General features: G+C 72.3%; 19 protein-coding genes. 7 read left to right on the top strand and 12 right to left on the bottom strand.

Features of this window, described 5'->3' with window-relative positions:
• Positions 1 to 9 precede the first annotated feature (9 nt).
• From FHS22_RS32140 to FHS22_RS32120, 5 genes are all read right to left on the bottom strand, one after another.
• Complete coding sequence (locus FHS22_RS32140) at positions 10 to 1,536, bottom strand: ABC1 kinase family protein (RefSeq protein ID WP_221474384.1); 1,527 nt, start codon at positions 1,534 to 1,536, stop codon at positions 10 to 12.
• A 549-nt stretch (positions 1,537 to 2,085) separates the two neighbouring features.
• Positions 2,086 to 2,502 carry a hypothetical protein gene (locus FHS22_RS32135; RefSeq protein ID WP_184947948.1) on the bottom strand — a complete coding sequence of 139 codons (417 nt, stop codon included), beginning with the start codon at positions 2,500 to 2,502 and terminating at the stop codon, positions 2,086 to 2,088.
• Positions 2,503 to 2,885: 383 nt separating this feature from the next.
• A complete protein-coding gene (locus FHS22_RS32130; protein WP_184947947.1) occupies positions 2,886 to 3,755 on the bottom strand; it encodes a cysteine desulfurase family protein in 870 nt (289 codons plus the stop codon).
• Positions 3,752 to 5,026 carry an MFS transporter gene (locus FHS22_RS32125; protein WP_184947946.1) on the bottom strand — a complete coding sequence of 425 codons (1,275 nt, stop codon included), beginning with the start codon at positions 5,024 to 5,026 and terminating at the stop codon, positions 3,752 to 3,754. The genes FHS22_RS32130 and FHS22_RS32125 overlap by 4 nt, the downstream gene beginning before the upstream one ends.
• A complete protein-coding gene (locus tag FHS22_RS32120; protein WP_184947945.1) occupies positions 5,023 to 6,366 on the bottom strand; it encodes an MBL fold metallo-hydrolase in 1,344 nt (447 codons plus the stop codon). Before FHS22_RS32120 ends, FHS22_RS32125 begins: the two co-directional genes overlap by 4 nt.
• 58 nt (positions 6,367 to 6,424) lie before the next feature.
• Here FHS22_RS32120 and FHS22_RS32115 point away from each other — a divergent pair, with 58 nt between their 5' ends.
• Positions 6,425 to 7,081, top strand: coding sequence for an ArsR/SmtB family transcription factor (locus tag FHS22_RS32115; protein WP_184947944.1), 657 nt, complete (start codon positions 6,425 to 6,427; stop codon positions 7,079 to 7,081).
• Positions 7,078 to 7,374 (top strand): sulfurtransferase TusA family protein, encoded by a 297-nt coding sequence (locus FHS22_RS32110; RefSeq protein ID WP_338048047.1) that lies wholly within the window; start codon positions 7,078 to 7,080, stop codon positions 7,372 to 7,374. The genes FHS22_RS32115 and FHS22_RS32110 overlap by 4 nt, the downstream gene beginning before the upstream one ends.
• A 31-nt stretch (positions 7,375 to 7,405) precedes the next feature.
• On the opposite strand, the gene FHS22_RS32105 is transcribed toward FHS22_RS32110, so the two are convergent.
• From FHS22_RS32105 to FHS22_RS39715, 4 genes are all read right to left on the bottom strand, one after another.
• Positions 7,406 to 8,608, bottom strand: a complete 1,203-nt coding sequence (locus FHS22_RS32105) for an RNA polymerase sigma factor (protein ID WP_184947942.1) — start codon at positions 8,606 to 8,608, stop codon at positions 7,406 to 7,408.
• A 39-nt stretch (positions 8,609 to 8,647) separates the two neighbouring features.
• Positions 8,648 to 8,989 carry a YciI family protein gene (locus FHS22_RS32100; protein WP_184947941.1) on the bottom strand — a complete coding sequence of 114 codons (342 nt, stop codon included), beginning with the start codon at positions 8,987 to 8,989 and terminating at the stop codon, positions 8,648 to 8,650.
• 38 nt (positions 8,990 to 9,027) lie between these two features.
• Entirely contained in the window at positions 9,028 to 9,426 is a 399-nt protein-coding gene (locus FHS22_RS32095; RefSeq protein ID WP_184947940.1) for a VOC family protein, read from the bottom strand.
• Between the two features lie 673 nt (positions 9,427 to 10,099).
• The gene (locus tag FHS22_RS39715; RefSeq protein ID WP_377297462.1) at positions 10,100 to 10,408 is read right to left on the bottom strand and encodes a DUF4259 domain-containing protein; all 309 of its coding nucleotides are present in this window, start codon (positions 10,406 to 10,408) and stop codon (positions 10,100 to 10,102) included.
• Between the two features lie 318 nt (positions 10,409 to 10,726).
• Between FHS22_RS39715 and rox the strand changes: the two genes are divergently transcribed.
• The gene (gene rox, locus FHS22_RS32090) at positions 10,727 to 12,151 is read left to right on the top strand and encodes a rifampin monooxygenase (protein WP_221474383.1); all 1,425 of its coding nucleotides are present in this window, start codon (positions 10,727 to 10,729) and stop codon (positions 12,149 to 12,151) included.
• A 224-nt stretch (positions 12,152 to 12,375) separates the two neighbouring features.
• Here rox and FHS22_RS32085 read toward each other — a convergent pair whose 3' ends face one another.
• The 3 genes from FHS22_RS32085 to FHS22_RS32075 all read right to left on the bottom strand — a co-directional run bounded on the left by FHS22_RS32085 (position 12,376) and on the right by FHS22_RS32075 (position 16,734).
• A complete protein-coding gene (locus tag FHS22_RS32085; RefSeq protein WP_184947938.1) occupies positions 12,376 to 12,516 on the bottom strand; it encodes a hypothetical protein in 141 nt (46 codons plus the stop codon).
• Positions 12,517 to 12,524: 8 nt separating this feature from the next.
• Positions 12,525 to 13,286 carry a Clp protease N-terminal domain-containing protein gene (locus FHS22_RS32080; protein ID WP_184947937.1) on the bottom strand — a complete coding sequence of 254 codons (762 nt, stop codon included), beginning with the start codon at positions 13,284 to 13,286 and terminating at the stop codon, positions 12,525 to 12,527.
• A gap of 133 nt (positions 13,287 to 13,419) precedes the next feature.
• A complete protein-coding gene (locus FHS22_RS32075; protein WP_184947936.1) occupies positions 13,420 to 16,734 on the bottom strand; it encodes an acetyl-CoA carboxylase family protein in 3,315 nt (1,104 codons plus the stop codon).
• A gap of 301 nt (positions 16,735 to 17,035) precedes the next feature.
• Between FHS22_RS32075 and FHS22_RS32070 the strand changes: the two genes are divergently transcribed.
• From FHS22_RS32070 to FHS22_RS32055, 4 genes are all read left to right on the top strand, one after another.
• The gene (locus FHS22_RS32070; RefSeq protein WP_184947983.1) at positions 17,036 to 17,248 is read left to right on the top strand and encodes a hypothetical protein; all 213 of its coding nucleotides are present in this window, start codon (positions 17,036 to 17,038) and stop codon (positions 17,246 to 17,248) included.
• Positions 17,245 to 17,982, top strand: coding sequence for a maleylpyruvate isomerase family mycothiol-dependent enzyme (locus tag FHS22_RS32065; RefSeq protein ID WP_184947935.1), 738 nt, complete (start codon positions 17,245 to 17,247; stop codon positions 17,980 to 17,982). The genes FHS22_RS32070 and FHS22_RS32065 overlap by 4 nt, the downstream gene beginning before the upstream one ends.
• Before the next feature lie 264 nt (positions 17,983 to 18,246).
• Entirely contained in the window at positions 18,247 to 18,798 is a 552-nt protein-coding gene (locus FHS22_RS32060) for a TetR/AcrR family transcriptional regulator (protein ID WP_184947934.1), read from the top strand.
• A complete protein-coding gene (locus tag FHS22_RS32055) occupies positions 18,795 to 20,279 on the top strand; it encodes an MFS transporter (RefSeq protein WP_184947933.1) in 1,485 nt (494 codons plus the stop codon). The genes FHS22_RS32060 and FHS22_RS32055 overlap by 4 nt, the downstream gene beginning before the upstream one ends.
• Positions 20,280 to 20,285 lie beyond the last annotated feature (6 nt).

Raw genomic sequence — 20,285 nt, 5'->3', positions numbered from 1 at the left:
GCACGCGGATCACAGGCCGCGCGAGGGGGCGCTCCGGTGCCGGGACCACCACAGCAGGCCGCCGGCGGTGAGGGCGGCGGCCAGCAGCCTCTTCGATCCCGCGCGGCCGGGCCGGGCACCTCTGGCCCGCAGGGAGCCGACGCGCACGGTGAAGTCCCGGTTGGCCACATCCCGCATCAGCCCGCGCAGCTGCTCGGGCGCCAGCGTGTTGCCGATCATCAGGTCGAGCGCCGTGCGAGCCGCCTGGATCTCCGAGACGGATTCGGCGGCCAGGCGGATGAGGATGTCGCGCAGTTCCTCTTCGAAGACCTCGGTGAGCGCCAGCTCCGGCGCCAGGTACCGCACCGACCCTTCGATGTTGGCGAACGACTTGCCCAGCAGGGACACCACCGGGCTGGTCTGGATGCCGCGGCGGGTGGAGTACTTCAGCACCGACGTCAAGGTGACGCCGAAGTCGAGGTCCTCCAACGACGCGGTCGCGATCTTGGGCACCAGGATGGCCATGTCGCCGGCGAACCCGGCGATGTCCGCCCACGGGGTGGCCTTGCCCAGCTCCACCCAGGCGCGGGCCAGGCCGGGCCCGTCGTTGTGGGCAAGGCTCAGCAAGACCGTCATCATCGTCATGCTCATACGCCGGTCGACGCGCCCGACCATTCCCCAGTCGATCAGGTGGGCCTTCTCGCCCGGTGCGACCAGGATGTTGCCCGGATGCGGGTCGGCGTGGAAGAACCGGTCCACGAAATAGCCGCGGTACATGAACGCCAGCAGATCGCGGCCGATGCCGACCCGCTGCTTCTCGGGCAGCGAGTCCCGGTCGACCTCCCGGATGGAGCGGCCGGGCGCCAGGCTCTGCACCAGCACCTTCGGCGTCGCCCAGATCACCTCCGGCACGTCGAGATACTCGAACTCCTCCACCAGGGCCCGGGCCCGCCGCATGTTGGCGGCCTCGATGGTGAAGTCGAGCTCCGCCTCCATGGCGTCGAAGATGACGTTGAGCATGGACTCGACGTCGATCACGGCGTTGAAGTCGGGAAAACCCTTCGCGACCAGCCGGGCGGCCTTGCGCATCATCGCCATGTCGTCGAGCACGAGGGAACGGATGTCGGGCCTCTGGATCTTCAGGACCGCGCGCTCGCCTCCGGGCAGGACGACCCCGTACGCCTGGGCCAGCGACGCGGACCCCAGAGGCCGCGCGTGATCGATCCGATCGAAGCGGCGTTCCCAGCCGGGTCCCAGCTCGGCGGCCAGCACCGGCTCGAAGATCGAAAAAGGGGCCGCAGACACATGATCGTGCAGCTTCGCCAGCTCGGCCATGGTCGCCGGGGAGACGATGTCCGGACGCGTCGAGAGCATCTGCCCGGTCTTCACATAGAACGGGCCCAACCGCTCCAGCGCCAGCCGGACGGCCTGCGCCGCGGCCTGATCGTCATGGCCACCGGCCTCGCACCGCCGACGCGCCCTCAGAGCCCTGGCCAGTTCGGCGCCGGCGAGCTCGGTGAGCACCGTGGCCACGGTGAGCAAACGCCTGGAACTCATCCGGTTCTCCAGGCCTCGGGCCCGTCCTGACGGCAAACAGGCGGCAGCCCCCGCGCAGGTGACCGGCAAGGCCGAACCCTGCCGGTCACCTGCGTATCGAGGCCGGGGCCGTCACGCCGGATTTCCGAATCCTCCACTCCAGGACCCCCGCTTCTCCTTGTGCCCGTCCCCGGCGCCGCCCCCGGCACCACGGCCGGGCCGGTGCGGGCGCGATCGCCCGTCCGCCGACCCGCCGGCCGGGCCGGCCGTCTCCGGCGGAGCCCGATGCGGCGGCCGGGGCAGCGCGTCCGGAGCCGCGTACGGGTAACCAGGCAGCGCCATGCGCAGGATCTCCACCAGCACCTCGTTGGTGCATTCGGCCCCCGTGTGCTGACGGTAGGCCCGGAAACGGCGCCCGGACCGCACGTCGTCACACAGCTCTTCAAGATCGACGGCACGGCGCTCGTCGAGGTCGTAGAGCTCTCCGTCGTTCCTCAGACGCAACCGCCTGGACTGCCGATCACCTGAGGGGAACCCGCCGGTCATCGTCGGGCGTCCTGCGCCGCCTCTTCAATCCGCCTCACTGTCGGAGCGGGACGCCCGTACCTGCTGCGACAGCCCGTCGACCTTGCGGCCGAGCCTGGCGATGTGGTCGGCGAGGTCGTCCACGCCCTCTCGGGAGCGGCCCGGTCCGCGCTCGTGCGACCGGTCCCGGGAGCCTCTGCGCCCCCGGGGGCTGTCGCAGCGGCGCAGCTTCCGCAGCAGATCCACCAGGTCGTCCAGGATCTCCTCGATCTCGTCGTCGGAGCAGTCGTCCCAGTCCCAGTCGCCGTCCCAGTCGTCGCCGTCCCCGTCGCCGTCGCGGTGCTCGACGGCCTTGCGGGCGGCCCGGCGCAGGTCGTACTCGACATCGCTGGCGCGGTCGAGCACGTCCTCGATCAGGTCGCCGATCCGTCGCGTGGTCCCTCTACGGCGTCGCCTGGTCATGTCTGACCTCCTTGGTCATCGCTTCACTACTGACCGGTTCGCTGGCGAGCGGCCACGTGCCGAGCCGACCGCTGCGCAGGCCGCGGCCGCTCCCGTCCCGCCGTCACCCGGCGGCGGGACGGGAGCGGCTTTCCGCCGGCGCCGCCGAGGCATCGATCCCGAGGGACGGCGCGCCGGTCAGCAGGGACCGTCTGAATCGATCACCGGTTCCACCGAGCACAAGATCGGTGGCGGCTCCCTCGGCCTCCGGAAACCCACGGCGACGGAACGTCCTTCACCCACGGCGCGCTCTCCCTCCGGTCGGCGCACCTGCAGGATCGCAATCCCCACGTGACTACTCTATGTAAAAACATGACTACGATAAGTTGCGTGTCAAGGTCGGGTCAACGGGTTCCCTGCGTGTCGGCCGAACGGACGGTGACCACCGCCGCCGGAGGCGTCCGAGAGGGCCCGTCCGGGCCCGTGGTGCGAGGGTCCGCGGTCCGCATGAGGTCGCCGCCCCGCTCGGTGCCGGCCCGAAGCCCGCGCTCCTGGCCGCCGCCGTAGACGACCGGCTCCAACCGCACGCCCTCGCGCACGTACAGCGCGCCCACGCCCTTGGGCGCGTACATCTTGTGCCCCACCACACTCAGCAGGTCCACCCCGAGACCTGCGACGTCGAGGGGGATCTTCCCTGCGGCCTGGGCGGCGTCGCAGTGAAATAGCGCCCCATGGGCGTGGGCGAGCTCGGCCAGCTCGGCGATGGGCTGCAGGGCGCCGGTCTCGTTGTTGGCGGCCATCACCGACACCGGCACCGGCCCGCCGGCGGATGCGGCGTGCTCGTCCAGGGCGGTGGCCAGCACGGCCGGAGCCAGCAGTCCGTCGCCGTCGACCGGCAGCGTGCTCACCCATACCCCGTGCAGGTGCTGCAGCGCCCGGCAGGTCTCCAGCACCGCCGGATGCTCGGCGACCTGGGTGATCACATGCGGGCGCGGGCCGGTGAGGGCCGCGCCGCGCAGGGCCAGCAGGTTCGCCTCCGATCCCGAGGCGGTGAACACGATCTCCGCCGGCCGGGCGCCGAGCAGCACGGCGACCTGGGCGCGAGCAGCAGCGAGCGCCTGCCGGGGCTGCTCGGCGAAAGGATGGCCGCTGGAGGGATTGCCGAACCACCGGGTCAGGTACGGCTCCATCGCCTCCACCACGCGGGGGTCGACGGGGGTGGTGGCGTTGTAGTCCAGGTAGATCGGCCCGCCGGCCAGGCCGGGATGGCTCATCGCCTCTTCTCCGGGTGGGTCTCGGCCATGCGCACCGCCACGACCAGGCCGGAGACGGCGGTGAGGGCGGCGACCGTCCAGATGGCCGCGCTCAGGCTCCACAGATCGGCGATGATCCCGGCCAGCAGCGCGCCGATCGCGAAGCCGCCGTCGCGCCAGAGCCGGTAGACGCCGACCGCGCGGGCCCGCCAGGCCGGATGGGCGACGTCGCCGATGACCGCCAGCAGGGTGGGGTACACCAGCGCGGTGCCGGCGCCGAGCAGCACTTGGGCCAGCGCCCAGATCGCGAAGGACTCCCCGAGCGCGACGGCGGCGATGGCGATGGCCTGCAGGAGCATTCCGGCGGTGATCAGGTGCTTGCGGCCCACGTGGTCGGACCACCAGCCGGTGGCCATCTGCCCGAACCCCCACACGGCCGGATACAGTGCGGCCAGCACGCCGATCTCCGCGACCGACAGGCCGCGGGTGGCGAAGATGATCGGGAAGATGCCCCAGGCCAGGGCGTCGTTGAGGTTGTTGACCATTCCGGCCTGGCTGGCCGCCGACAACGAGCGATCGGTGAGGCTGGTGCGCCAGGCGATCTGCCGGGTGGACAGATCGGCGTGGTGGTGGCCCCCCGTGGGATGGGCAGCGGCCTCGGCCCGGGCATGCTCACGGGTCTCCCGCACGACCAGCGTCGACAGGCCCAGCCCGAGCGCGGCGTAGGCGGCGCCCAGCAGGAACGGCGCCGGCCGCAGCCCGTAGACCTCGGCCAGATACCCGGTGGCCAGCGCTGTGGCCGCCACCGCAACATACCCGGCGGCCTCGTTCAATCCCATGGCCAGGCCGCGCCGCGCGGGCCCGGCCAGGTCGATCTTCATGATGATGGTCGTCGACCAGGTCAGCCCTTGAGAGATGCCCAGCAGCACGTTCGCCGCGACGATCCAGCCCCAGGTGGGACCCCAGGCGAGCATGGCCGGGATCGGCAGCGCGATCAGCCACCCGGCCACCAGCACGGGCTTGCGGCCGTAGCGGTCCGACAGCGTGCCGGCGAAGAAGTTCGTGATCGCCTTGGTGGCGCCGAAGGCCAGAATGTAGGTCAAGGTCGCGGTGTAGGCCGACAGGCCGAACACGCTGTCGGCCAGCAGCGGCAGCGTGATGCGTTCCTGACCGAGCATGCCGCCGACCAGCGCGTTGACCGCGACCAGCAGCACGAACTGGGGGAGGTTGGCGGCCAGGCCCAGCCGGATGCCCGCCGCGGCGGGAACGGGAGTGGGGGTGGGGGCGTTCACTTCTCACCCTCCGCGAGGGCGCGCCCGGTGACTGCGGCCCAGTCCTCGGGGCCGCCCTCCAGCACCCGCGCCTGCCGGTGGCCGGTACGCGCCAGCAGGCTGGCGGCGGTCATGGCGCGCTCGCCGTGCCCGCACATCACCACCACCGGCCCATCCGGCACCGCATCCGCGCAGGACGGCAGGGAGCCGAGCTCGAGGTGCGCCGCGCCGGGGACGTGGCCCTCGGTGTACTCGGTGTCCTGGCGCACATCCAGCACCCGGAGGCCGTCGAGCCGGTCGGCGCTCACCAGGTCGATGCTCTGGGTGGGACCGTCCCAGGCGCTCATGCCGCCGGCCAGTTCCCCGGCTGCCGGTCCGTACCCGATCTTGGCGGCCTGCCAGGCGATCTCTCCGGGGTCCTGACCGGGATCACGGACGATGACGTACGGCGCGCTCGGATCCAGCAGCCAGCCCAGCCAGGAGGCGAACTGCGCCCGCAGCGGGATGGAGACCGCGCAGGGGATGTGCGCGGCGTCGAAGGCGCGCACCGGCCGCACATCCACGACCACGGCGCCTTCGGCCCGCAGGGAGCGCACCGCCTCGGCGTCCAGCGGCGCGAGCTGCGGAACACCGTCCAGCAGGGGCGCACCGAGGCGGTTGGCCTCGGGCAGGGTCAAAAAGTACGGCGGGAAGCTGCCCAGGCTGCCCAGCAGCGCGGCGACGAACGCCTCCTCGCCGTCCGCGCGCAGGAGCGGGTTGCCGGTCTTCTCTGCGCCGATGGTGGAGGTGCGCTCCGCTCCGGGCGGGGCCGAGCAGAACGAGCCGGCGCCGTGGGTGGGCCACAGCGCCGTCTCGTCGGGCAGCGCGGCCAGGCGCTGCAGCGAGCGGTACTGGGCGCGGGCCAGGGCCTCGGTCTGCTCGGGGCCGGACAGGTCGGTGCGGGCGGCCGCACCGACGATCAAGGATCCGCCGGAGAACACCCCCAGCGGCGCCGCGCCGTCCAGCAGCACGAAGGCCAGGTGCTCGCCGGTGTGCCCCGGGGTGGCCAGGGCCCGCAGGACCAGGCCGCCCAGGTCGACCTCGTCGCCGTCGGCCAGGCCGGTGTGCTCGAAGGCCCGCATCCCGGCGGCCGAAGCCAGCACGGTCGCGCCGTCGTCGGCGGCCAGCTGGAGCGCGCCGGACAGGAAGTCGGCGTGCAGATGGGTGTCGGCGGCGAACGCCACTTTCAGGCCGCGCCGCTCGGCGGCGGCGCGCAGAGCGCGCAGATCCCGGCTCGCATCCACCGCCAGGGCCCGGCCGTCGCCAAGATCGAGGAGGTAGGAGGTGTTGCCCAGCCCTTCGTCCACAATCGGAATGATCATGTTGCTTCTCCGCTCACTAATAGTTACAGTATTCCAGAGATATTTGGAGGATTGTCAAATGGGTGACACGACCGCCAAGACGGCGCTGTTCGAGACCTTCGCCTCGGTCGGCAAAGCGCTGGCCAACAGCAAGCGGCTGGAGCTGGTGGACCTGCTGGCCCAAGGGGAGCGTTCGGTCGAGGCCCTCGCCTCTGCGGCCGGGCTGGGGCTGACCACCGCTTCCAACCACCTGCAGGTGCTGCGCCAGGCCGGGCTGGTGGCCACCCGAAAAGAGGGGACCAAGGTCTTCTACCGACTGGCCGGCACCGATGTGGCCGCGCTGTGGGCGCAGCTGCGAGCCGTCGCCGCCGCGCATCTGGCCGAGACCGAGCGTGCCCGCACCGCCTACCTGGGAGCCGATGACGCCGAGCAGGTCACCCGCGAGCAGCTGCTGGAGCGCATCCAGGCCGGAGGCGTCACCGTGATCGACGTGCGCCCGGCCGCCGAATACGCCGCCGGGCACATCCCCGGCGCCGTCTCGGTCCCGCTGGACGAACTCGCCGACCGGCTGGCCGATCTGCCCGCCGACGGGCAGATCGTCGCCTACTGCCGGGGCGCCTATTGCGTCATGGCCCATGAGGCGGTGCGCGCTCTGACCGCCCGCGGACGCCGCGCGGCCCGGCTGGCCGAGGGCATGCTGGAATGGCGCCTGGCCGAGCTGCCGGTCGCCTCGTGAGCGAGCCCGCCGGAGGCGGTCCGGTAGTGCTGGACGGCGGGGACCGGCGGTGCGTGCAGCTGCTGATCGAACTGCGCTGCCTGGTCACCGGCCTGCCCCCGGGCACCGCCGTACATCTGATCGCGGCCGACCCGGCCGCACCGATCGACCTGCCCGCCTGGTGCCACCTGACCGGCCACACCTACCTGGGCCCCACCAGCGCCTACGCTCCCCGCGCGGCCTATGCCCTGGCGGTGGCCGCCGATGCCCGATCCACCGCAGCCGACCGGCCCTGGCACCCCGGCGACCGCTGAGGAGGCGACCGCCGGAAATGCCGGGACCGTCTCACTCCCAACGCAAGCGCTCCTCCAGCAGGGCCTGCTGGGCGGGGTTGGCGGTCAGCTCCAGCGCCCGCACGTCAGCCTGGTACGCCTCGGCGTGGCGGCCCAGATCGCGCAGCAGCTCGGCGCGGGTGGCGTGCAGCAGCGGATAGCGCTCCAGTGCCCCACCCAGCTGCTCCAGCTCGGCCAGCGCCGCCTCCGGTCCGCGGGCGTGGCGCAGCGCGATGGCCCGGTGCAGCCGGGTGACCGGGGACGGCACCAACGCCAGCAGCAGGTCGTACAGCACCACGATCTGGTGCCAGTCGGTGTCTTCGAAGCGTTCGGCCTCGGCATGGCAGGCCACGATCGCGGCCTGCAGCTGGTACGGCCCCGGCCGCCGATGGGTGCGGGCGGTGCGCATCAGCAGCGCGGTCGCGTCCTCGATCGCCCTGCGGTCCCAGCGGGTGCGGTCCTGGCCGCCCAGCAGCACCAGACGGCCCTCGGCGTCGAAGCGGGCCGCCCCGCGTGCCCGGTGCAGCCGGATCAGCGCCAGCAGCCCGGCCGCCTCCGGCTCCTTGGGCAGCAGGTTGCTCAGCAGCGCGGCCAGCCACTCGGCGTCGTCGACCAGGTCGCGGGCCTGGGCGCGCTCGGCGGTGCTGGACAGATATCCCTCGTTGAACAGCAGGTAGACGACCATCAGCACCTCGCCCAGCCGCTCGGGCAGCTCGCGGCCGGCCGGGATCCGGTACGGGATCCCGGCCTCGGTGATCTTCTTCTTGGCGCGGGTGATGCGCTGGGCCACGGTGGTCTCGGGCACCAGGAACGCCGCGGCGATCTGCGCGGTGCTCAGCCCGCACACCACGCGCAACGTCAAGGCGATCTGCGCGCCCCGCGACAGCGCCGGGTGGCAGCAGGTGAAGACCAGCCGCAGCCGCTCGTCCGGCTCGGCCGGGAGGGGCCACTGGAGTCGGGCGAGCTTGGCCCGGTAGGTCGACTCGCGGCGCAGCACGTCCAGACCCCGGCGGCGGGCCACGACCAGCAACCAGGCGTCCGGCCGCTCCGGAACGCCCTCGACCGGCCAGCGCTCGAGCGCGGTCTCGATCGCATCCTGCACCAGGTCCTCGGCCGCGGAGAAGTCACCCAGCAGCGACATCAGACACGCGGCCAGCCGGCCCGCGTGCTCGCGCACCACGCGGGCCAGCGCCTCGTGCGCCTCCTGCTCACCCACGCCGTGGCCTGCCGCTCGCCGCCTGGGCCGTCTCGCCGGTCATGAGGCGGGGCGGATCTCCACGATCGGGCACGCCGGCCAGGATCTCGCCAGGGCCAGCGCCTCGTCCAGGTCAGCCACCTCGATCTCGGCGAACCCGCTGACCACCTCTTTGCCCTCGATGAACGGCCCGTCGGTGACGATCGGCTCCGCGCCGCCGTCCAGTCGGACCGTGGTGGCGGTGTGCACCGGGTGCAGGTGGGTGTGGTGGGTGATCTTGTCGGCGTGCTCGGCGAACCAGCGGCCCACCGCCTCAAAGGCCGCCTCCCGCCCGGCCTCGTCCATCGCCTCCAGGTCCTGGGCGAACTGCTCGGTCTCGACGAACATCAGCACGTACTTCATGTGTGCCTCCTCCTGTCGGGGCTGTGCGGGAGCGGGGCTCAGGTGGCGGGCAGGGCGGCGTACAGGTCGATGCCGGTGCCGTCCGGATCGCTCACGGTGGCATAGTGCATCCCCCAGAACGCGTCGAACGGCTCGGCGATGCCGCGGTAGCCGGCCTCGGTCAGCTCGGCGTACTTGGCATCCACCCCGGCCGGGGAGTCGAACTCAAAGCACAGCAGGGCGCGCGGCCCGCCGCTCGGCGCGCTCCAGCCCGGCAGGAACGGAGTGCGGAAGGCCTCGGTGTCGAGCATCAGATGCAACCCGCCCGGCAGGTCGCAGGCGGCGTGCTCGGCGGTGTTCGGATCGAGCTTGAACTCCAGCCCGAGCCGGGCGTAGAAGGCGATGGCGGCCTGCATATCGGACACCACGATGTCGATCGTGTTCAGCGTCGGGTTCATGACCTGCTCCGTTTCGGGGAATCGTTGATCTGTCCCGGCTCGGTGACAGCCGCCGCTCCGGCGTGGTGATCGGATGGTGATCTCCTCGTCCGTCGCCCTGCCGGGCGGCCTGCTGACCGGCCTTACCAGCAAGACGATTGGCGGCCAGGCCGATACGACACCTCCGGTGAAGATTGTTGCGCTTGCATCGCGCCGGGGCCGTCCCCGGACCGAGGCGCGCCCGTCCGAGGTGGTTGCAGTAGCCCCGCTGACCAGGAACGGTGCTCCGGTGTCCCCCTCCTCGACGACGAACCCGCCCTAGCGTTCGCTGAACTCCCGCTGATTACGTCGATGACGGCTACAGCCCCATCCCCGCCGTCCCGCCGTGCGCAGCACCATCCGGACGGCTTCAGCGTCCCAAGCTCGCACCATCCACAACAGACGGCCTCCCGCGCCGTATCCGAATTAAGGGCTGTCGTCGCTCATGGCCCACACCGTAAGTGAATCGAGACCTTAGCCATGAGGTTCAGAGTTACAGCAGGCCAGGAGCTACTTCGTTGGAAATTTCTTCATTGCTACCAGGACCCCTACCACCCCGAACGCCGGCATCAACGCGTTCACCATGTCCCCTGTCAGGGCGGATACGGTCTCACGGGTCACCCGGCCCAGCCGCTCGGAATGTAGCGCACCCTTCTCAGAACAAGCGGTCCTGGTCGGGTTCGCCGACGGCGCGAAGCGTCCTCAGCGCGGGCGTCAACTCGCTCCACACGCGGTCGTAGCCGCCCGCCTCACACCATTGTTCCCATAAGTCGCTTCCTGGGGAATGTGCCCGTTCCAGAGCCGTAACCGCATCAGCGGCCAGCTCGGTGAGCATTCCAGACGGCAGGGGTGCCACTGCGCACCGCGGATCCTCCGGGGCCGGTCTCAGGCCTGCGAGCAGCGCAGCCGCCACCACGGCCCGAGTCGCCGCCGTGAATTCGAGAAGATCCGCACCGGGTTCCACGGAGGACACGTGGCTGGAAAAGGATTGGACGGGGTGATGCTCGGACTTGTAGCTTGCAGTCGACCGTGACACCGCCCGAGGAGGTGAGCCCCGTGAACGCTGTATCGATGTGGGTGCTCCCCCTCCCCGTCACGGCCGGCGATTGACGTAGGTGTCGCCGGGAGCGCCGCGCTGGCAAGGCACTCCCGAAAGGCAACACCTATGCACTCTCCGCAGTTCCCCGCCGGACCGCCGTCGAACGGAACGGTCGGGCGCGACTCCACCGGGGGCGACGCCCCCGGACCCCGGCCGCCCGCCTCCGACGGCGATCGCGCGCCCATGTTCGATGTGATCATCGCCGGGTGCGGGCCGACCGGCGCGATGCTGGCCGCCGAACTGCGGCTGCACGGCGTGCGGGTGCTCGTTCTGGAGAAGGAAACCGAACCCAAGTCGTTCACCCGCATCGTCGGGCTGCATATTCGCAGCATCGAACTGATGGCGATGCGCGGACTGCTGGATCGCATTCTCCGGAATGGAAGACGGCGTCCGGCCGGCGGTTTCTTCGCCGCCATCGCCAAACCCGTGCCCAAGGGCCTGGATTCCGCATACGCCTATCTGCTGGGCATCCCGCAACCGGTCGTCGAACGCCTGCTCGAAGAGCATGCGATCGGGCTGGGTGCGCAGGTCCGGCGCGGTTGCACGGTGGCCGATTTCGAGCAGGACGACGAGGGCGTGACCGTCGAACCGGCCGGCGGGGAACGGCTGCGTGCGCGCTATCTCATCGGCTGCGACGGCGGGCGCAGTACGGTGCGCAGACTGCTCGGCGTCGGCTTCCCCGGCGAGCCCTCGCGGACCGAGACGCTGATGGGCGAGATGGAGGTGGGGGTGCCGCAGGAGGAGGTCGCCGCCAAGGTGGCCGAGATCGGCGAGACCCATCAGCCCTTCTGGCTCAGGCCCTTCGGCGGGGGGGTCCACAGCGTGGTCGTCCCCGCCGCGGGAGTCGGCGACCGCGCGGAACCGCCCACCCTCGAGGATTTCAAACAACGGCTGCGCACCATCGCCGGAACCGATTTCGGCGTGCACTCCCCGCGCTGGTTGTCCCGCTTCGGGGATGCCACCCGGCTGGCCGAACGCTATCGGGTCGGGCGGGTGCTGCTGGCCGGCGACGCGGCGCACATCCATCCCCCCATCGGCGGACAGGGCCTCAACCTCGGCGTTCAGGACGCGTTCAACCTCGGCTGGAAACTGGCCGCACAGGTCCGCGGCTGGGCGCCGGAGACACTGCTGGACACCTACCAGGCCGAACGCCGTCCGGTCGCCGAGGACGTGCTGGACAACACCCGCGCCCAGACGGAACTGCTGTCCACCGGACCGGGCCCTCGGGCCGTGCGCAGGCTGCTCACCGAACTGATGGACTTCGACGAGGTGAACCGCCATCTGATCGAGAAGATCACCGCGATCGGCATCCGCTACGACTTCGGCGCAGGCCCCGACCTGCTCGGCCGCCGCCTGCGCGACATCGACGTGAAGCAGGGCAACCTCTACGGTCTGCTGCACCGCGGCCGCGGCCTGCTGCTGGACCGCACCGAACGCCTGACCGCCGGCGGGTGGTCGGACCGGGTCGACTACCTCGCAGATCCCGCTGCCGACCTGGATGTTCCGTGCGTCCTGCTGCGCCCCGACGGCCACGTCGCCTGGATCGGCGACGATCAGCGGGACCTGGACGGCCACCTCTCCCGCTGGTTCGGCAGGCCCGCCGGCTGATCTCGCCTGAGCGGCCGGAAAGGCCCGTGAGGACATGTGACCCGGTCGCCCGTAGTCTCGCCGAATGCGGCCTCTTCGGTACTCCATCAACGTCACATACGAGCCGAGAAGACCGTGAGCGCCTGCCGCCGGCCGTCGCAGGCGTCTCCTCGACCAGGAGTCGCACCGTCGTCCGTACGGTCCCCGGGCCCGGGTGGGCGCACGCGGCGGAGGCGGCATCGGGGTCAGCGGGTGCCGGACAGGAGCGGCAGCAGTACCAGTAGCCAGAAGACCGCGACGGCCGCCGTCGTGAGAACGGCGCGGGCGACGCGGCGGGGGGTCGCCGGTGAGCCGCCGGCGTCGTCGCGGCGGACCTGCGTGTGCACGGCCGCGCTCACCGCTGGGGGGCGGAGTCGCCGTGCTGCTCCAGTCGTTCGATGCGCGCGATGAGCGGCTGCAGGTGCTGGTGCAGGACCGCGGTCAGCGCTTGTGCGGGATCGGCGGCCGGGGCGGCGGAGCCGGCCGGGCTCTGGGCACGCAGGTGCACGTAGCCGGCCAGGGCCGCGGTCACGGCCCGGCGGGTCGGCCGGGGTTCGGCTCCCAGCTCTCGCAGCACCTGCCCGGCGGCGCCGTCCGGCTCGCTGGCCAGGCCGATCAGCAGGTGCTCGCAGCCCACGTAGTTGTGGCCCAATGCGGTGGCCTCGGTCACCGCCAGTTCGAGTGCCCCGGCGGCGGGGCCGCTGAAGTGCGCCACGGAGCCGTCGCCGGTTGCTCCGGTCTCGGGGGCCGTCCGGTGGCTCAGCTCGCGCCGCACCTGGGCGGGGTCGATCTCCATCGCGCGCAGGACGTGCAGCGCCAGGTTCTGGCCTTCGGTCACCATGCCGGCGAGCAGGTGCGCGGTCCCGACGGCCGGCGCGGCCTCGGCGCGTGCCTGGTCGATCGCCAGTTTGACGGTGGTGCGGGCGCGGGCGGTGAACCGCGGCAGCCGTTCGCTCAGATCACCGGATTCCAGCTCTTCCAGGGTGGTCTGCCGGATGGCGGTGATCCGGCGCACCGCCTGCTTCAGCGCCCGCTGGCAGATCGCGGACACCGGCACGCCGAGCTTCCTGACCGCTTCCGCCAGGTCGTCGGGGAGATACACGTTGATCTTCGGCATGGCGCCCTCCGTCGTTCACCGGGGTCGTCCGGGGACTCGACTCCATTTATAACCCCTATGGGGTTACTTGTTCAACGGGAGATAACCCCATAAAAGAAAGGGCGGGGTGCGTCCCGGGAACCGCCGGGTGCGGTCACCAGGCGTCGACGAACAGACCGCCGTCCTCACCGGGCGGCACGGGCGAGGCGCGCAGGGCGCGGCTCAGCCATGCCCGGGTCTCGGCGGGGTCGATCACCGCGTCGATCTCCAGATGCGCCGCGACGTTGACGGCCCGGCCCTGGTCGTAGGCGAGGGCGACCATGTCCCGGAAGGCCTGCTCGCGTTCGCCGGGGTCGGCGACGGCCTCCAGTTCACGGCGCATCGCCAGCCGGACGGCGCCCTCCAGCCCCATGCCGCCGAACTCTCCGGTGGGCCAGGACACGTTCAGCGCCGGGGAATGGAAGGCGCCGCCCGTCATGGCCTGGGCGCCCAGCCCGTAGCCCTTGCGCAGCGCCACGCTGAACAGCGGGACGGTCAGCTTCGCCGCCCGCAGGAACATCCGGGAGACGTGCCGGACGGCCGCCTCGCGCTCGGACTCGGGCCCGACCATGAAACCGGGCGTGTCGACCAGCGAGAGCACCGGCAGCCGGTGCGCCTCGCACAGGTTGAGGAACCGGGCGGCCTTGTCGGCGCCCTGCGCCGTGATCGCCCCGCCCAGAACGGCGGGGTCGTTGGCCAGGACGCCGAACGGCCGGCCCTCGAAACGCGCCAGCGCCGTGACCAGCCCGGGGGCGAAGGCCGCCCGCAGTTCGAGCACGGAACCGGCGTCGGCGAGCGTGGTGAGCACCCGGCGCACGTCGTAGACGTGTTTGCGGTCCTCCGGCAGCAGGAACCGCAGCTCGCGCTGGTCGGCGCACGACCAGTCGGCGAGGTCGCCCTGGAAGTAGGACAGGTAGCGCCGGGCCGCCGAGATCGCCTGCTCCTCGTCGTCGACCACGAGGTCGCAGACGCCGTTGGCCGCCTGCACGCTCACCGGGCCGATCTCCTCCGGGGCGTAGGTTCCCAGGCCGCCGCCTTCGATCATGGCGGGGCCGCCCATGCCGAGCGTGGTGCTGCGGGTGGCGATGATGACGTCGCAGCAGCCCAGCAGCGCCGCGTTCCCGGCGAAGCAGCGGCCGTTGACGACGCCGACGAGCGGCACCCTGCCGCTCAGCGCCGCGAAACGCACGAACGAGGTGGTGTCCAGGGCCGAGGCCCAGGTGGCGTCGGTGTCACCGGGACGGCCCCCGCCGCCCTCGGCCAGCAGGACCAGCGGCCACTTCCACCGCGCGGCCAGGTCGATGAGCCGGTCCAGTTTCCGGTGGTTGTTGAACCCCTGGGTGCCGGCGAGGACGGTGTAGTCGTAGGCGGCCACGGCGCAGGTCGTCTCCCGGCCGAACAGTTCGGCGTTGACCGTGCCGACCCCGGTGATCAGGCCGTCGGCCGGGCTGCGCCGCAGCAGTTCCTCCTCGCTGCGGCGGCGGCGCTGGGCCGCGACGGTGAAGGCGCCGTACTCGGTGAGGCTGCCGTCGTCCAGCAGGGCGGCCACGTTCTCGCGGGCGGTGCGGTGGCCCAGTGCGCGGCGCCGGGCCACCGCGTCCGGCCGTGCGGGGTCCCGTGTCAGGGCCCACCGCTCCTGCACCTCCCGCAGGGCGGGGCGGATGTGGTCCAGGTCCTGCGCGTCCGCGGCGGCGGCGCCTCCGGCAGGCTCCTGGCCGCCGAGCGGCTGCAGGAACAGCAGCGGATGGCCGGCGGCGACGGTGTCGCCGATCCGGACGGCCAGCTCGTGAACCCGCCCGCTCACCGGCGCCTCGACGGGGAAATGCATCTTCATGGCCTCCAGGACCGCCAGCGGCCGGCCGGCGCGCACCGGCGCGCCGGGCTCGACCTCGAGCGCCGCCACGACACCGGACGTGGGCGCGGTGACCGCCAGGGTCCCCTCCGGCGTTGTGGTCCGCGGGACGTCCGCCGTGCCGGAGGCCTCCGGTGCGCGGTCCGTGAAGCAGAGGTCCGTGAAGTAGCGGCCCTGCGGCAGCGCCCGGCCTGCGGTGATCAGCTCGGGCAGGTGCGCCTCCAGCCAGCCCGTCGTCACCCGGGCGCTGCGGAGCTCGGGTCGTTCGAGTACGGCGCGCAGCAGGGCGATGTTGGTCGCCACGCCGTCGACGCGGAACTCGGCCAGTGCCCGCGCCGCCCGCCGCAGCAGCGCCGGCAGATCGCCCCCGGGGCGGGAGACGACCAGCTTGGCGAGCAGGGGGTCGAACCCCGGGCTGGGGGAGAACCCGGTGTAGGCGAAGGTGTCGACCCGCAGGCCGGGCCCGCCGGGCGGTTCGAAGGCGCGCAGCGTCCCGCCGGAGGCGCTCGCCCGGCCGTCGGGCGACAGCTCCTCCATCGTGACGCGGAGCTGGACGGCGCAGCCGGGCGGGGGAGGGAGCGCGGGGTCGAGGCCGTCCTGCAGGCCCAGCTCATGCAGCGTGGCGCCCTGCGCCAGGCGCAGTTGCGCGGTCACGAGGTCGACCCCGGTCAGCTCCTCGGTGACGGTGTGCTCGACCTGGAGGCGGGGGTTGGCCTCGATGAAGAAGAACTCGCCGTCGGGCCGCAGGAGGAACTCCACCGTGCCCAGCCCCGCGTACCGGACGGCGCCGGCCAGCCGCAGGGCCGCGTCGAGCAGCCGTGCCCGCAGGCCGGGGTCGAGGGCCGGGGCGGGTGCGAGCTCCAGGAGCTTCTGGTGGCGGCGCTGCACGGTGCAGTCGCGGTCCCACAGGTGGGCGACCCGGTGGCCGTCGCCGAGGATCTGCACCTCGATGTGGCGCGCGTCCTCGACGAGCGCCTCCGCGTACAGTCCCCCCTCACCGGAGGCGGCCAGCGCCTCCGCACGGGCGGCGGTGTAGGCCGTCTCCAGCTCGGCCCGGTCCCGGACGACCCGCACGCCCCGGCCGCCGCCGCCGGCGAGCGCCTTGAGCACCACGGCGCCGCCGTCCAGCGAGGCCATGAACGCCTCGGCCTGCTCCAGCGTGACGGCCCCCCGCGTACCCGCGACGACGGGCACCCCCGCCCGTCCGGCCAGGGCGCGGGCGGCGGTCTTGTCGCCGAGCACCTCCAGCGTCGCCGCCGGGGGCCCGACGAAGACGATGCCCGCCTCGGCGCAGCGCCGGGCGAACACGGCGCTCTCGCTGAGGAAGCCGTACCCCGGGTGCAGATGCGTCGCACCGGTCTCGGCCGCCACGCGCAGCAGCTCCTCCGCGTCCAGGTACGCCGCGGCGCCCCGGCCGGGCAGGGGCCGCGCCTCGTCGGCGTGGAGCACGTGCAGCGACCGGGCGTCGTCGGGGGAGTGGACCGCGATCGAGCGCCAGCCCAGGTCGGCGGCCGCCCGCGCGACGCGCACGGCCACCTCGCCGCGGTTGGCGATCAGCAGGGTCGGGGTGGGGGGCATCGGGCTCCTCGTGTCCGCCGTCCGGCAGGTGCGTCGGGTCTGCCGGACGGCCGGATTCGGCGCCACCGCACGCGCCGGCAGGCCCGATCAACATACCGTCCGGACGGTATGGACGCATCTGCGGGCCGTGCCGCCGGGCCGGACCATGCCGCTCTCGTAGGCCAGGATGACCAGTTGGACCCTTAGGCGTCAGGCCCGGCGGCCGCGGGGCCCGGGAGCGCCGGGCCTTCTATCGCAAGGGGCCGATCGCAAGGGGCCGAGGGCCTGGCGCTGTGTCTTGGCGAGCCGGTCGGGTCGGGCGATGACGGTGCAGGCGCCGGGCCCGTCGCACTCGACCGCCGACTCCGAATCCTGGCGGCACCTGCAGACCGCCGCAGCGCTGGGGGCCTGGGCCGTGCTCGGCCTGGCCGTGGCGCCCGTCGTGCTGCGCCGGGAGTCGGGTACGGCGAGCCGCCGGGCGAACGGCGCCGGCGCCGTTCCGGAACGGTATTCGGGGGTATCACCTCTGACATGACCAGAGAAACGGACATATTGCCACATATCAATCCGTTCGATCTCTTCGACACGGAGGCGGAGCGGCTGAGCCGTCACTTCTCGCACCTCGACGCCGCAGGCTGGAACCGGCCCTCCCGCTGCACCGGCTGGTCGGTCCGCGACGTCCTGGCCCACCTCGAGGGAGAGGAACTGTACAACCACGCCGTCCTGGACGACGACCTCGGCGGGTTCCACGCGATGCTGGAACGCGAGGGCGTCCAGGACGGCGTGGCCGGCTTCAACGACTGGTGCGTACGGCACCGCCGGGACGCGGCCGTCGAGGAGGTGCTCGCCGAGTGGCGGCACCGCAACGGCGAGACGCGCCGCCGCATGCGCGCCCTGGGCCGCGACGCGCTGCTGACGACCTCGGCCGGGCCGTACCCGGCGGGCCTGCAGGCCTTCCACTACGCCTCCGAATACGCCACCCACGCTGACGACGTGGGCGCGCCCGTGGGGGACGACGAGTTCGACCACCGGGTCTGGTGGCGGACCGAGGTGGGCGTGTTCGCGCTCGCCGAGCACAGCCCGGAGGTCCAGGTCGAGGTGACCGCCGAGCGGATCTGGGTGTGCTCGCACGGGGCGAGCGCGCAGGTGCCGGCCCCGGTGTTCGTCGAGGCCACGGTCGGCCGGCTGCCGGCCGACCACCCGCTCGACCGGATGCTCGACAGCGCGCGCGACCCCGAGCTCAGAGCCGAGCTGCGCTGCCTGGCCTGACCGGCGCGGGGCGCGGCGGGTCCCGCTCCTCTTCGGACATTGTCGGAGCACGCGTGGGTGAGGGCGACAGCCGAGGAACCGGCGAACCCCGGCCAGGGGCATCTCGCAGACGGCTCCGAGCATGAAACCCCGGTTGGCGCGGCACACGTCCCGCACCGCGGAGATCTTCTCCATGGGCTGGCGAAACGTGCGGAGGCCGTTCCGACCACGTCGACACCGTCATACAATGAGACAAATAAGTCTCAATTAAGACGGAGATGTTTCATGGCGGTGAGTCGTGAGCAGATCATCACAGCGGCGATCCAGCACCTCAACACCACGCCGGCCGCCTCCATGGCGGAGATCGCCGCAGCCGCCGGCATCAGCCGCGCCACCCTGCACCGGCACTTCACCGGCCGCGACGAGCTGGTGACCGCGCTGGGCTGGCGGGCGTTGGAGGACTGGGAACGCGTCCAGCAGGAGGCGGGCATCGCCGAGGCGACCGCTTCCGCAGACCCGGCCCGCCTGCGGGAGACTCTCCAGGCCCTGCTGCACGGCGAGGTCGCCATCTGCCACGAGCACGGCTTCCTCCTCACCGAGCACACGCTCCCGGCCGACCTGATGCGCCGCTCCGACGAGATCGAGGAGCGCGAGGTGGAGTTCCTGGCCGCCTGCCAGCGGGCCGGACTGATCCGCGCCGACCTGCCGTCGCGATGGGTCAGCACCGTCGTCTTCGCCCTGCTCGTGGCGGTCAGGGAAAGCGTGCGCCGCGGTGATGTGGCCCAGCGGGACGTGCCGCACCTGTTTCTCGGCACCTTCCTCAAGGGGATCTCATGACACCGACGGCAACCGCACCCCCCGCACCCTCTACCAGGCGCTGGGCCGGCCTGACGGTCCTGTCGGCCAGCCTGCTGCTGGTCGTCATGGACATGACCATCCTCAACGTGGCCCTGCCCGGGATCTCCGCGGAGCTTCGTCCCGGCGCGGTCGAGCTGCTGTGGATGGTCGACATCTACTCCCTGGTCGTGGCAGGTCTGCTGGTCACGGTCAGCGCACTGGGCGACCGGTGGGGCCGAAAGAAGATGCTGCTCACCGGCTTCGCGCTGTTCGGCCTGGCCTCGGCCGCCGTGATGGGAGCCGACAGCTCCGCCGACGTGATCGCCGTCAGGGCGCTGCTGGGCGTCGGCGGCGCGATGATCATGCCGTCCACCCTGTCGATGATCCGTACCCTGTTCACCGATGCCCGCGAGCGGGCCACCGCCCTGGGCATCTGGGCGGCGATGGCCTCGCTCGGCGGCGCGCTCGGCCCGATCGTCGGCGGCCTGCTGCTGGAGAGCTTCAGCTGGCACGCGGCCTTCCTGGTCAACGTCCCGGTCATGGTGGTCGCCGTGGTGGCCGGGCTGATCCTGCTGCCCGAGTCCCGCAATCCGGACCCGGGGCGCTGGGACGCCGCGGGCGCGGTGCTGTCGGTGGTGGGAATGGTCGCCCTGGCGTATGCGATCAAGCATGGGGCCAAGGAGGGCCTGGACATCTGGACGTCCGCCACCGCGGCGGTCGCAGCGGTCGCGCTCGCCTGGTTCACCCGGCGCTGCCTGCGCCGAAGCGATCCGCTGCTGGATCTGCGGCTGTTCCGCAACGGGGCGTTCACTTCCGGCACGATCACGGCGCTGACCACGTCGATCGCGATGGCCGCGATGGCACTGCTCCTTGCCCAGTGGATGCAGCTCGTGCAGGGCTACTCGCCGCTGGAGACGGGGGTGCGGCTGCTGCCGATGGCCGTCGGCGCGGGCATCTGCTCACCGCTCGCTCCCGCACTGGCGTCCCGGATCGGCGCGCGGACGGTCCTGTCCGGCGGGCTGCTGGTGTCCGGTGCGGGCTTCGCCCTGGTGTATCTGCTGCCGCTGGGCTACCCCTCGGTCGCGGTGGCGCTGCTGCTCATCGGCGCGGGCATGGGCGCTCTGGCGATCGCCTCCGCCGTGATCATGTCGGGCTCGCCCGCGGAGAAGGCGGGCAGCGCCGCCGCGATCGAGGAGACCAGCTACGAGGTGGGCGGCACGCTCGGGGTCGCGGTGCTGGGCAGCGTGGCCGCCGCGCTGTACCGCGGCCAGGTGCCGCCGGGCACACCGGAGTCGCTCGGGACCGCACTGGAGGTCGCGGCCACGACACGGGACGCGGCACTCGCGCTCCAGGTCCAGCAGGCCTTCAGCGACTCGCTGGTGCTGACCAGCGGCTGGGGCGCGGTGTTGATGGCGGTCGCGGCGGCGCTGGTGTGGTGGCGCACGCCGGCCGGCCTGGACCTGGCGGCCTCCCCCCACTGACTGCGA

Source organism: Thiemannella venezuelensis (assembly GCF_014203605.1).
In the GTDB taxonomy this organism is placed as follows: domain Bacteria; phylum Actinomycetota; class Actinomycetes; order Streptosporangiales; family Streptosporangiaceae; genus Planomonospora_A; species Planomonospora_A venezuelensis.
This window is presented reverse-complemented; position numbering and strand designations above follow the sequence as displayed.